The organism is uncultured Fretibacterium sp. (assembly GCF_963544685.1).
In the GTDB taxonomy this organism is placed as follows: domain Bacteria; phylum Synergistota; class Synergistia; order Synergistales; family Aminobacteriaceae; genus CAJPSE01.
In genome coordinates this window covers 1-12,825 of the sequence record NZ_CAUUGJ010000002.1, presented here as the reverse complement: position 1 = coordinate 12,825, position 12,825 = coordinate 1, and the positions used below count along the sequence as shown (strand labels likewise).

At 64.0% G+C, this 12,825-nt stretch carries 10 protein-coding genes and 1 riboswitch; of the genes, 5 read left to right on the top strand and 5 right to left on the bottom strand.

Annotation, left to right across the window (positions count from 1 at the left end):
- Positions 1-16: 16 nt before the first annotated feature.
- Positions 17-913, bottom strand: coding sequence for a tyrosine recombinase XerC (locus ABLA28_RS00400; protein WP_347712055.1), 897 nt, complete (start codon positions 911-913; stop codon positions 17-19).
- A 120-nt stretch (positions 914-1,033) separates the two neighbouring features.
- Positions 1,034-1,132, top strand: a riboswitch (TPP riboswitch).
- Between the two features lie 68 nt (positions 1,133-1,200).
- Here ABLA28_RS00400 and thiD point away from each other — a divergent pair.
- From thiD to ABLA28_RS00385, 3 genes are all read left to right on the top strand, one after another.
- Positions 1,201-2,025: a bifunctional hydroxymethylpyrimidine kinase/phosphomethylpyrimidine kinase gene (gene thiD / locus ABLA28_RS00395; protein WP_347712054.1), complete on the top strand. Its 825-nt coding sequence runs from the start codon at positions 1,201-1,203 to the stop codon at positions 2,023-2,025.
- On the top strand, positions 2,022-3,218 hold the full coding sequence (gene cytX / locus ABLA28_RS00390; RefSeq protein WP_347712053.1) for a putative hydroxymethylpyrimidine transporter CytX: 1,197 nt from the start codon (positions 2,022-2,024) through the stop codon (positions 3,216-3,218). Before thiD ends, cytX begins: the two co-directional genes overlap by 4 nt.
- A gap of 150 nt (positions 3,219-3,368) precedes the next feature.
- Complete coding sequence (locus tag ABLA28_RS00385; protein ID WP_299299413.1) at positions 3,369-4,673, top strand: PAS domain-containing protein; 1,305 nt, start codon at positions 3,369-3,371, stop codon at positions 4,671-4,673.
- A 69-nt stretch (positions 4,674-4,742) separates the two neighbouring features.
- On the opposite strand, the gene ABLA28_RS00380 is transcribed toward ABLA28_RS00385, so the two are convergent.
- The 3 genes from ABLA28_RS00380 to ABLA28_RS00370 form a co-directional block, all read right to left on the bottom strand.
- Complete coding sequence (locus ABLA28_RS00380) at positions 4,743-6,635, bottom strand: WG repeat-containing protein (protein WP_347712052.1); 1,893 nt, start codon at positions 6,633-6,635, stop codon at positions 4,743-4,745.
- Positions 6,636-6,657: 22 nt separating this feature from the next.
- Complete coding sequence (locus ABLA28_RS00375) at positions 6,658-7,857, bottom strand: CapA family protein (protein WP_347712051.1); 1,200 nt, start codon at positions 7,855-7,857, stop codon at positions 6,658-6,660.
- Between the two features lie 80 nt (positions 7,858-7,937).
- On the bottom strand, positions 7,938-9,143 hold the full coding sequence (locus ABLA28_RS00370; RefSeq protein ID WP_347712050.1) for a coenzyme F420-0:L-glutamate ligase: 1,206 nt from the start codon (positions 9,141-9,143) through the stop codon (positions 7,938-7,940).
- A 230-nt stretch (positions 9,144-9,373) separates the two neighbouring features.
- On the opposite strand from ABLA28_RS00370, the gene ABLA28_RS00365 reads away from it, so the two are divergent.
- The gene (locus tag ABLA28_RS00365) at positions 9,374-10,735 is read left to right on the top strand and encodes a hypothetical protein (protein ID WP_347712049.1); all 1,362 of its coding nucleotides are present in this window, start codon (positions 9,374-9,376) and stop codon (positions 10,733-10,735) included.
- Positions 10,736-10,796: 61 nt separating this feature from the next.
- On the opposite strand, the gene ABLA28_RS00360 is transcribed toward ABLA28_RS00365, so the two are convergent.
- On the bottom strand, positions 10,797-12,104 hold the full coding sequence (locus tag ABLA28_RS00360) for a GLUG motif-containing protein (RefSeq protein WP_347712048.1): 1,308 nt from the start codon (positions 12,102-12,104) through the stop codon (positions 10,797-10,799).
- Positions 12,105-12,501: 397 nt separating this feature from the next.
- On the opposite strand from ABLA28_RS00360, the gene ABLA28_RS00355 reads away from it, so the two are divergent.
- A partial coding sequence (locus ABLA28_RS00355; RefSeq protein ID WP_347712047.1) for a DUF4234 domain-containing protein occupies positions 12,502-12,825 on the top strand: 324 nt, incomplete at its 3' end.

Here is a 12,825-nt window from a genome sequence, read left to right as displayed (position 1 = left end):
GTTCCACGGGCCGGCCTCACGGGGCGTCCCCGCCGACCCTGGCCCGGGGATGGGCCGAGGCGTAGCTCTCCTTCATCCAGGACGCGCTGATGGTGAGGTAGATCTGCGTCGTGGAGAGGCTCTCGTGCCCCAGGAATTCCTGCACGAACTTCAGCGACGCCCCCCGCTCCACCAGGTGCGTCGCACAGCTGTGGCGCAGGACGTGGGGCGTCACGCCCTTCAGCCCCGCGCGTCCGGCCAGGGTCGTAACAATGCGGTGCACCGTCCGGACCGTGAGGGCCTTGCCCCCGCGTCCCGAAAAGACGTAGGGCTCCGCCGGGTCACGCTGCGCCCCAAGCCGCTCGAGCGCCCTCTGCGCACAGCCGCCGAAGGGCACGCGCCTTTCCTTGTCCCCCTTGCCCAGGACGACGATCCAGCGCTCCTGAAGGTCCACGTCCGCCCACCTGAGCCCCGTGAGCTCCGACACCCGAAGTCCGCACCCATAGAGCAGCTCCATGACGGCCGTGTCTCGGATGGGGGACTCGCTCTCCGAGGCCATCTCGAGCATCCGGTTCACGGCCTCCTCCGAGAGGGCCTTCGGCAGCCCCCGGGGAGCCGAGGGGCCGCGCAGGGCACGGGCCGGGTCCCTGTCCAGGACGCCGCGCTCCCTCAGAAAGGAGAAAAGGCCGCGCAGGGAGGAGAGTTTGCGGGATATCGTCGTCCGGGCATAGCCCCACCCGGACAGTTCCCGGAGGTAGGCGCGCAGGACCGCAGGGTCCACAAGGCCGACGTCCGATAGGGACCGCCCCTCCAGATACTCCGAAAACTGCTTCAGGTCCACCGCATAATTGGTCAGCGTATGTTCGGAAGCGGTCCTGCTGCCGACATGCGCCAAAAAGGCGCCGATGGCGCCGTCTATCGTCTTTGCGTCCATTTTTCAAATATTATCAGGTTTGAGTCCAAACTCAAGAGCGGTATCCGCCCGATATATTGCGGATATCGCGCGCTTGACTTCGGCCCGGCACCGGCCTAAAATAAAGTGCATACAAAAGAATATCGTTTGCGGGGGAACTGAAGTGCGTTGAGAAGGTTAAAACCTGACCCCTTGAACCTGTCGGCTAATACCGGCGTAGGGAAGCAGAGATGTGTGTCGTCACGAAGAAGGGCGCTTTCCTGTTGTGGAAAGGCGCCCTTCAATTTTCGAGCAGGGAGGTCCTTGCCATGCGTAAAGTGTTGACCGTAGCGGGCTCCGATTGCAGCGGCGGAGCGGGAATCCAGGCCGACCTCAAGACGTTCTCGGCCCATGGGGTCTTCGGCATGAGCGTCGTCGTATCGGTGGTGGCGGAGAACACCAGCCGGGTGATCGCCATCCAGGACGTGACGCCGGACATGATCGAGAAGCAGATGGACGCAGTCTTCGAGGATATCGGGGCGGATGCCGTGAAGGTGGGGATGCTCTCCACCCCCGTGTGCATGAGGGCCGTCGCGGGGAAGCTAAAGCAATATGCCCCCAAAAACGTGGTCGTCGATCCGGTCATGTACGCCAAGAACGGCTGCCCCCTGATGGACCCCGGGGCGGTGGGCGCCTTGATCGAGGTGATCGTCCCCCTGGCGGACGTCCTGACGCCGAACATCCCGGAGGCCGAACGGATCGCCGAGATGAAGATCGAAGCGCTGGACGACATGAAGGAGGCGGCGCGGCGCATCCATGCCATGGGCTGCCGCAGCGTCCTGGTGAAGGGCGGGCATGCCCTGGGGGACGCCGTCGACGTCCTTTTCGACGGAACGGACTTCCGGCTCCTCGAGGCGCGCCGCATCGACACCAAAAACACGCATGGCACGGGCTGCACGTTCTCCTCGGCCATCGCCTCGAACCTGGCCCTGGGATACGACGTCGCCGAGGCCGCGGAACGGGCCAAGCGCTACGTCACCACAGCCATCGAGCACGCGCTTCCCATCGGGAAGGGACATGGCCCCACGCACCACTTCTACGACCTCTACCGGGAGGGCCTGAGGGGAATGGACGGAGGGGAGAGGAGATCATGAGCGCGCAGGCAGGGCTCGAAAAGGTATCCACGTTCAGCCAGATGCTCCTGTGGTTCGGCGCGGCGGTCTCCATCGCGGAGATCCTCACCGGCGCTCTGCTGGCTCCCCTTGGCTTTGAAAGGGGCATGGGGGCCATCCTGGCGGGGCACGTCATCGGGGCCGCCCTGCTCCTCCCCGCAGGGCTGATCGGCGCGCAAAGCGGCCTCTCGGCCGCCAGGTCGGTCCGCATCTCCTTCGGGAGGTACGGCTCCTACGTCTTCTCCATCCTCAATCTGGTGCAGCTGCTGGGCTGGACGGCCATCATGATCGTCAGCGGAGCCAAGGCCATGGACGGCATCACGGGGGAGCTCTGGGGGTTCCGGAACGAGGCCGCGGGGTGCGCCGTCATCGGAATCCTGATCGCCCTGTGGGTCCTCATGGGCATCAAGAACCTGGCCCGCGTCAACGTCGTCGTGGTGACGATGCTCTTCGGACTCTCCCTCGTCCTGGGATTCGCGGTACTGGGCCAGACGGGGGCCGGAGCGGCGAGGGAGCCGATTTCCTTCGGGGCCGCCGTCGAGCTGAACGTCGCCATGTCGCTCTCATGGATGCCTCTCATCTCCGATTACACCCGGAGGCTGAGGTACCCGTTCCGTGGGACTGCGGTCAGCGTGCTGAGCTATTTCATCGGGAGCGTGCTGATGTTCGCCATCGGGCTGGGCGCGTCCCTCTTCGCCGGGACCTCCGACATCGCCCGGATCCTCCTTGCGGCCGGCCTGGGGCTCGCCGCCCTGCTGATCGTCCTCTTCTCCACCGTGACCACCACCTTCCTCGACGTCTACTCGGCCGGGGTCAGCGCCGCCAACCTCAGCGAGAGGCTAAACGAGAAAACGGTTGCGGTCCTGGTCTGCGTCCTCGGGACCGTATTGGCCGCGTCCGTATCCATGGAGCAGTACGAGAACTTCCTGTTCTTCATCGGCTCCGTGTTCGCCCCGCTGTTCTCGATCCTGTTCGTGGACTATTGGCTCTTCGGCAGGCGGGAGATCGACCCCGGCCGTTTGCTGGACCTCAAGAATGCCCTTTTGTGGGCGGCCGGCTTCGTCCTCTATCGCCTGCTCCTGCCTTACGATACCCCGGTGGGGATCACCCTGCCGGTGATGCTGCTGGTCGGGGTATCGAGCGTCGTCGTGCGGCGGGCCGGCAAAAACGTCTGAACGAGGGAAAGCGGCCGTCCTCGAGAGCCGTGCGGCGCCGCTTCGGACGGACGTAAAACCTGTGAAGGAGAGGGAAACAGCGAATTGCCTTTTGCCGCCTTTCAGCGTAAAATATGAAGAGACTATTGAAATTACGTTCGGGAGGTTGCCGTGGTACAGATCAGTCGGGAAACGCAAGCGATTATTGACAGCCTGTCGGATCCTGTCCTCATCATAGGGCCGAGGATGGGACGCATCCTCGCCTGCAACGCGGCTTTCATCCGTGAGCTGGGTTTCTTCGGCGAGGGGATCAAAGACAGGTCTTTTATCCGTATTCCTCAACTGACGCGCCCGATCCGTCATGGTCTGCTCGACCTTTATTTCAGGGCTAAGCGCAGCAGGGAGGACAAGGCCCCGTTCGTCTTTCAATTCGCGGACCCGCAGGGCAGCCTGAAAACGATCTCCGCCACCATCGACATCCTGCCCTGCGACGGCCGGGAGCTCGTCATGGCGCACCTGCACGTCGTACAGCCGAGCGACGCGGCCCTTTCGCATCATGCCGAGGACATCGCCGCCTTCAACGCCTTCACCGACATGACCCAGGAGCCGTGGCTGGAGTTCCGCCTCCGTTCGCAGGACGTGCCCATCCTGCTCGACGAGGAGGACCGGATCAGTTACCTCATGAACCTGGGGCGGGAATTCGTCGTCCATAAGGCGAGCAAAGCCGCGCGGAAGCTGTTCGGCCAGGACACATCCAGCTTGGGAGTATCCGATTTTCCGTTGAGGGGAAAGGGCTTTATGTCCTTTTTCTACCGGGACGAGGATGCTCTGCGTTTTCTGGATATGCTCTCCAAGGTGGGGCAGCTTCAGGCCCCGACCACCCTGGTCGGGGAGTCGGGCGACATCCTGGAGGTGGAGATGTCCTGTTCCGTCCACTTCGGCACCGAGGACACCATCGCGGCCCTCTACTGCATTCCACGCCGTATCGAGCAGGATCGGGACCTCATCGTCCAACACAGCGTGAGCGGCCAGGAGCAGGACTTCATCTTCTCCCAACCCTTCCTCGGGCTGGGGCGCATGGTCCCCCTGCAGCCCCTGATGAGGCCTCAGCCCGCGAATGCCGATGCGATTTTGAACCGTTATCTGGACGACATCCTCCTCACCAACGCCAACGATACCCTGGGGGAGCTCTATGGGGTCGAGAAAAACGCCCTGCTGATGCAGTCCATGCCCTTCCTCTTCCCCGATCGCTCCGCGGCGATCCAGGTTCTGAAAGAGCTGTTCGTGACGCGCCAGTCCTCGTTCGCGACGTACCGCGAGGATACGGGGGAGCTCCTGAGGATAGCCCTCTTCAAGGCCGTCTTCAACGACGCCGACCACATGGCCCGGATTTTCCTGGCCGTATCCCCTCAGGTCCAGGGTCCTTCGGAACGCCACGAGACGCGAAAGCTGCGTTCCGTTCCATCGTTCATTTAGGGGGACGGCCGGATTCCGGATCCGGGTATCCGAGACTCCCGGGGTCAAGGAGAGGGAAAGGCTCCGGCGCTATCGTTTGGGCTCGGCGATGTACCACCAGCGTCCCCCCAAAGATACGGCCGCCATTCCCTCTCTGAAGGGGCGCGCCGCGTCGAGAAAGGGCGGGACGACGACGGTTCCGTCCATGTTCCTGTAGCCCCAGGCGCCCGTATCCGAGCGATAGGGCAGGATGCCGGGGACGGAGCCGGAGGCGGAATCGACGGAACCGACAGGGGGCTCCCCGATATAGCGTCCGCCGCGGTTCACATACCGCCACCTCCCCTTCGAAGTCTCCAGGCAGGCGACGCCCCAGCGAAAGCGGGGGGCCTCGCCCGTCCAGGGGATGAAGTTCCCCCGTATCACGACATTGCCCTTTTTGTCTATAAAGAGGGTTTTGCCGCCGCTCAACACGGCGGCCAGACCCTCCGAAAACCTTCCCGCCTCGCTCCCCCGGGAGGGGACCTCGAAGCGGCAGGGTACCCTGAGCTTTCCGGATACGTCGATGTAGCCGAGCTTCTTCCCCTTCCGGACCGCGGCCAGTCCCTCCGAGAAGGGCCAGACCTCCTCATGGGCGTTCTTCACGGCCCAGTTTCCATTTTTGTCGATAAATCCCCATCGTCCCCTCATGCGGACCGCGAGCAGCCCCCCGGAGCAGGGGCCCGCCGCCTCGAAACGAGGGGGGATCACCATACGCCCCTTACGGTCGATGTACCCCCAACGGTCCCCGGAGAGCACGGCGGCCAGCCCCTCCGAAAAATCCCGGGCATCCGCGAACATCCCCTCGAAGGCGTCCCGTCCCTGCACGTCGATGTAACGCTTTTTGGCCCCCTCGCCCACAAGGGCGAGCCCATCCGCGAAGGTCCCGGCCTCCTCAAAGCTCCGCCCTCCGAAAAGGGGCGGAATGCTGCGTCCCACATAGCCCCATCTGCCGTTGGAGGCGCTGCGTGCCGGGGCCAGGCCCTCCGAGAAGGGCCAGGCCTCCAGGTAGACGGGGTCGGCCATCCAGGCGCCCCGGCGGTCGATGTAGCCCCATCGTCCCTGGCTGGCCGCACCGGCCGCCCCCTCCGAGAAGGACATCACGTCCTGGAAGGCATAGGGGATCGCCAGCTCTCCCGACGAGGAGATGAAGCCCCAGAGCCCCGCGCGGCGCACCGCAGCCAGGCCCTCGCTGTAATCCAGGACCGCCTCGTACGAGGGCTCCACGGCCCAGTCTCCAGCCGAATCGATGAACCCCCAGAGACCTTGAAGCGCAACCCCCGAAACGCCCCCGGAGAAAACCTTTCCGCCCAGCACGGGATCGTAGCGCGGCTCGACGGCGGTTTCCCCCGAGAGGCCCAGGAACCCCAGTTTTCCCTTTACGAGGACCGCCGCGCGGTCCTCCACAAAGGGCCATGCTCCATCGTAGACCGGGGCGACGGCCCATTTTCCACGTCGGTCGACGAACCCATAACGTCCCTCAAGCGCCACCGCCGCCCGCCCCTGATAGAAGTCGCCGGCCAGGTCGAAGCTGGCGGGTATCGCAAGCCGGCCCGACCGGTCGATGTATCCCCATTTGTCCGCGGACCGTACCGCGGCGAGTTCCTCACAGAAGGCCCCGGCGGCTTCGAAGGCCGGAGGGATGATGAATTTCCCCTTCCTGTCCACGAACCCCCAGCGGCCCCGCACCGAGACGGCCGCGGCCCCCTCCCTGAAGGGGTGGGCATCCGACAAGGTCGGCCCCACGACCCAGCGCCCTCCCGGTTCGATGTAGCCCCAATACCCGCCGGATCGTACGGCGGCGAGCCCCTCGGAGAACCGGGAGGCCCGTTCCCATACGGGCTGCAGGAACCAGTCGATCCGGGCCGCACCGGCCGGAAGGACCGGAGAGGCACAGGACAAAGCGGCGGCAAGGCACGCCAGCAGAAACGTACGGCGAATCGTCATCCTATGGATTCATCCCTATTCGTCAATCGCGGGGGGATTTGAGCCTGGGGATGGGGAGACGTCCGGGGTCCTCGGCGCTCCAGAGCGTATAGAAGCCGTTTTCGTCGGGCTCGCCGCCCGCGCCCAGAAAGTCCAGAACGCGCGTTCCGGCCCTCCGCGTCCGGTCCAGCTCCGACGCGGGGAGCCCCGCATGGTTGAAGCTCCCCCCCGTTCCGGCGTAGACGACCTCGGCCCGCCGCCGCCCGCCCGAGGGGACGAGGGCCACCCGCGTCGGAGCGACGGAGACACGGACCAAACGGGCTCCCTCGTCCTCGGCCGCTTTTTCGACCTCGACCGCGAGCACGCAGCTGCGTTCCCGGGGCAGCGTCCGCTGAAAGGACACGAAGTTCCCCAGGGACCATGCGACGAGCCGGGCATCGGTACCATGCACCGAGGAGGCGACGCTGACCTCCATCGGCTGCAGAACATGAGGGTGGGTCCCGATGACCAGATGGGCCCCCCCTGCCAACGCCGCCTCGGCAGCCCTCCTCTGATGGGCCGACGGGACGAAATGATACTCCTCCCCCCAGTGGAAACAGGCCGCGATGATGTCGGGGCTCAGGGTCCGCGCCCGTGCGAGCCCCTCGGATATCGCCGAGTCCGAGATCACGTTGAGGTGGACGTCGCTCGAGGAGAGAAGCCGGTTGCTCCCGTAGGAGTAGTTGACGAAAGCCCATCTCAGCCCCCCATGTTCCACCAGAAGCGCGTCGTTTTTGGGAACGTCGTCCAGCCCCAGCCCCGTCCACAGGATGCCCGCCCGGTTCAGGACCTCGACGGTCCGGCGCGCGCCTCCCGCTCCACGGTCCAGGATATGGTTGTTCGCCAGGGTGACGACGTGGACCCCCAGACCGACCAGCGCGTCCGCAAGCGAGTCCGGGGTGTTGAACAAGGGATACCCGGCGTACCCCCTTTCGGGGCCGGCGAACGTCGTCTCCAGGTTCCCGACGATCAGGGCATCGCCCCAAAAGAGCGGCCGCACCCTTCGGAACTGCGGGGCGAAGTCCCACTCCACGGCGCCGTTTCTCCTCGTCGCCGCAGCGTCCAGCTGCTGATCGTGGGCCATGATGTCCCCGATGAAAAGCGCCCGAGCCCGCAGGGGCAAAGCCAGTACGGGCATCGGGGTGAACGAAGCGAACGACGCAAGGATCACGAGAGAAATGGCGAGAAAAAAAGTCCGCCTCACGATCGGTCCCCTCCTCAGTCTTTCGGCTCAATCCTCCAGTTCGATCCTCCGGCTCGTGCCGTCGAGCTCTTACGGCAGGACTATCCGTCGATGTACGAGTCGAAGTAACCCGAGATGTGAATGACGGGGGTGCCCCTGTCCCCGCTCCCGGAGACGAGGTCGCACAGGGAGCCCAGAAGATCCGTATAGCGCCTCGGGGTGGTCCCGAGGGCGTTTTTCTCCTCCGCCAGCCCCGACTCCCTTCCGCTTGCGGCGGGCTTCGAGCGGATGGCGCTGCGAACGGCCTCCTCCGCGTCCCCCTGGGCGTTGTCCGCGATCATCTTGAACTTGATCTCGGAGGGGGTGCCTTTCAGGCCGTCCGTGTATCCGGGAGAGACGACGGGGTCGGCCAGCTCCCAGATCCCGCAGACGGGGTCCTTGAAGGCGCCGTCCCCGTAGACCAGGACCTCGACCCTGCGCCCGGTGAGTCGAAGGATCTCCTGCTGGAGGCTGCGCGCGAAGGGTCCCGCATCGCGAGGAAAAAGCTTGACGGTCCCCTCCTGAGAGTAGTTGGACCCCAGAAGCCCGAACTCGGGATTGTAACCGCCCCCATTGGAGCGCGGTTCCGTGCAGATCTGATCCAGGGTCCAGACCGAAGCCCCCCTTTCCCGCAGAAGGCCGGCATAGAGGACTCGATTGTGGATGTTCGCCATCACCACCCGGGAGGTGACGTCCAGGATGCGCAGCGGGTTGTTCGTGAAGTGGATTTCTATCCTTCCCGGGGCCAGGTCCTTGTAGAGCTCCACGTAGTCCACCCCCGTGAAGGGATGCCTATAGCGCCCGAACCGCGCGTCGTACTCCGCCGTGCCGAAGCACTCCGGCATTCCCGAGGAACGTTTGAGGTACTCGGCGGGGTCGATCAGCTGGTTGCCCACCTCGTCCGAGGGGAAGGAGAGGAAGAGATGCACCTTTCCCCGGATGCCCCGGACGATCCCGTCGAGCAGGGACATGAACCGGTTGCGGCTGAGGATGGGAAAGGCGACCGCCGCATCCCCCTCCGGGATCTTGTCGCGAACGTCCGCGGCGATCTCCTCCAGAGTGACGATATTGCCCTGCGCCCTCGCCACGAGGGACTCCGTGACCCCCACCACGTCGCGGTCCCTGATGGTAAAGGGCGCGTAGCCCGATGCCGCGGCCTCGACGAGGTGTTCCGCTGCCATCTTCACCAGGTCGTCGCCCCTGCGGATCACGGGCATACGAATTCCATGCACCTCAACGCCAACCTTACGAAGCACTGCCTCTCCCATAATGATCCGTTACCTCCATAAAAACTTCAGCATGAGCCCTGCTCTGTCGATTTTACAACAAAAAAAGTATACAATACGAGGGAAATTTTATCCCGATCCGCCCCGTTTATCAAAAAGATGAAATGCGCCGGCGGGAGAAGGCAACACGCGGATGCTTCCAAGGGCGTACCACGCGCCGCCTCGGATGCCAACGTCGAGCGGGCGTCATACTGGCCGGAGGTGAACAGCTCGTGAACAACCTGTACGAACAGATGGATTTTGTCTTGTCCGGAGGAGCGCTGAAATCGCTTACGGACTTTCTTGCCCTCAGGGTCCCGTCCGCCCTCATCCTGGTTCCCCGAGGGGCGGACCTCCATATCCTCGACGCTGTGGGAGTGAACCCGACGCAGCTCATTCTGCCGGGCGAGGGCCTTCGCCTGGGTTCCCTTTTCTCGAGCCGCCCCGCCGTGTCCCCCTGCGAGCTGGAACAGGCTCGGACGGAGAAGGAAGAATGGCCGTGGGCTCTGCGCATGCGCGGGCCCCACTGGGAGGTCTATGTCCTGCTGAGGGAAAAGGCCGACGAGTCCCTGCTGGAGGAACTGAAGCCCTACGCCGGCATGGTTCGGCTCTGGCAGCAGTTTCAGAGGGTCGACGCCAACGAGGGCAAGCTCTCCCGCCTCTCCTACATGATCCTGGCAACGAAGAGCACCCTGGCCTCCATATTCGAGCCCATGCCCCTCGAATACTTCGCCTCGTTCGTCGCGGACGTCCTTCGCGAGAGCCTGTTTCCGAGGTCCATCTCCATTCTGAAGGACGAAGGAGGCCATCTGAGCCTCCTGGCCGGGAAGATGGACGCCCTTCCGCCGCGCGAGGGCATCTACGCGCAGGCCATCCTTCCCTCCGCGCCGGTCCTGGACCAGGGTTCCGCCCCCTATCGGGCCGTGCTTCCCATCGCCGAGGCGGAGACGCGGCTCTTCTGCATCCTGGAATGGGAGGACCTCCCGGACGGCGAGATGCTTCATTTCCTCGAGCTCCTGGGAAATCTCGCCTCCCGCGCCCTCGCCATCAACAGCCTCCGTTCGAAGAACACCCTGGCGGCGTCTCAGGCCTCCTCGAGGGACTTCACGATCCTCTCCCTCTCCAGCGTCCTGAAAGCCCTGAGGGACGAGGGGGACCGCAGCCGTTTCCTGGCCCTCGCCGCGGATGTGTTCCTGGAGATGGGGCAGATGTCGGAATGTCTTTTGTCCGTGTGGGACGGGGAACACGGGGGCTACGCCCTGGCGGAGCATCGTTCCGGAGGCGTCAGGGATTGCTCGGACCATACCGTCCTGCGAGCTTCCCGGCGATGCGAGGTCTCCCGCAGCCTGCAGCCGCTCTACGACCTGAAGCAGACCCCGGCTGCAGAGCTCCTCGGCTCCTGGGGGCTGGACGCCGCCTCATGGAAGGAGCTCGAACACATGCAGTATCTGGTCCCGATCCATGACGGCAAGAGCATCGAGGGGTTCGTCGCCCTCGCCTCGGACTCCGGCGTCGCGCCCGGCGAACCCCAGCGGGAGGCCCTGAGCATCGCGGCCCAGTTCACGGGCTACGAAATCCGGAAGTTCAACAGCTAGGGAAGAAACACGGGGCGCCCCTCGGAGGCGCCCCGCACTTTCTGAACGGGCTTTCGGATCCTTATCGGGAGGTGCTGCCGATCTCCCTTCCCGACGTCAGAACCCCCTTCACACTTCCGGACGCCATGCAATTTTCCAGTCTTCCGGAGACCATCTCCCCGACCAGGCCCCCGACCGATTTGCCTCCCTCGACGTAGCCCAGTGTCTCGCAGCGATCCGCGATTCCCCTCTCCATCCGGCCCGCGAAGCCGCCCACTCCCGCGGTTCCGCTGACAGTGGCCTCCACGATGCAGCGCCGTGCCAGGCCGTTGACCCAGAGCCCCGCCACCCCGCCCGTCCGCTCCCATCCCAGGACGGAGCCGGAGACGGTGTTGTCGGTCAGGGTCCCGGACTCCACCCAGCCCACAAGCCCGCCTGTATTCTCCTTGCCCTCGACCATCCCGTCGAAGAGGGACCGGCGGATGATGACGGAATCGGAGGCGAAGCCAATCAGGCCGCCAACCGTCTTGCGGCCCTGTACCCCCAGCTCGCGGGTCCTCACCTCGCTCAGCTCTCCCTGACGGACGTTGCCCGCCAGTCCGCCGACGTTATCCTGGCCCGAAATTTCCCCGCGGACCTCGGCTCGGGCGAGAACGGTGCCGAACATGGATCCGATCAGTCCCCCGGCACTCGATGCGCGGCCCTTGATCGTCCCCGAGAAGGAAAGCCCGGACATCCGGCTCTCGGAGGCCTTCCCGATCATCCCTCCCACGTTCTCCGTGCCCAGCACGCTGCCGGATACGGAACAGTTCTTCAACTCGGAGCGTACGGCAAGCCCCGCCAGAATGCCGACATTGGAGCCGCCCGATACGGAGGCGTCCTCGATGGTGAGCCTCACGACGGTCGCCCCCTCCAATACCCCGAAGAGTCCCGCCATGCCCGCGGCCGGAGCCTCGATGTTGAGCCCGCGCACGACATGGCCGTTCCCGTCGAAGACGCCCTTGAACGGGCGGCTTCCGCGCTCCCGGTAAAAACCGATGGGATTCCAGCGCCTGCCGCTCAAATCGAGGTCGGCCATCAGGCGAATCCTCTGACCGGAATAGGAATTGCCCTGATTGACGGATTGGGCCAGGGCCTCCATCTGGGCCGCCGTGCGAACGATCCAGGGACTCTTGACCGATCCGTTTCCCGATGCGAAAATTCTGCCGCTCTTTCTCCGAGAACCTCTCCTCCTGAGCGAGGCCTTACGGACGGACCCGCGGCTCTTTACTCCGGACTTCTTGGAAACAACCTCGACGTCTCCAGCCTTTGCGGGTGACGTCCAGAAAGCCGAGATCCCCAGGAAAAACGAAAGGCCCAGCACCAAAACAAAAAATCTTCCCATCCGCATCGCACAAAATCTCTTGAGCTCCGTAAACAATTTTCGACATCCTTTCCCGAAAATATCCCTCGTCTGCAGGGGAAATCCGCTCTTCAAAACGTTTGCTCAGCCATGGCACCCCACTCAGACGAAGCTCCCCGGAGTCTTCCAGGCACTTTCTCTTATTCTATCCCATTCCTCCCAAAATACGGAACAAAAACTCATTCATTTTACGTTTTTATCTCAACAGATGATGTTTTCATCCCGACAGGATGCCCCGGGACGGGAAATACCACCCCTGATCCCGCCCCGATCCAGCCTCCCAAGGCTTGACATGGCATTCCTTTCCAATCACAATGAGGTCAGGGAAGAACGTCGGGGACGCCCTTCCCCAATTTGCTCGGCAAATGGAGGAAAGGATTCGAACATGAACTGCAGACACTGCGGCGCGGCCCTGCCCATCGGGGCCGAACGATGTGAGTATTGCGGTGCGGCCACGCCACACGCGGCGGACAATCTCGAGGCGATCCTGAAGGAAAAGAAAAGGAAAGGCCTTCTCTCCATGAAGCGGGTGTCGGGGGGAATGCTCTTCTTCCTTTATTTTTTCACCTTCGGCGTTTACGGCAGCGTCTGGCATGTCCTCAGGAACAAATCCCTGAACCGCCTCGCCCCAAATATCCAGATTCCCCTCTGGGCGGCGTGCCTGCAGCTCGCCCTTCACCTGAGCTGGATTCTGATCCCCCAGAGCTCC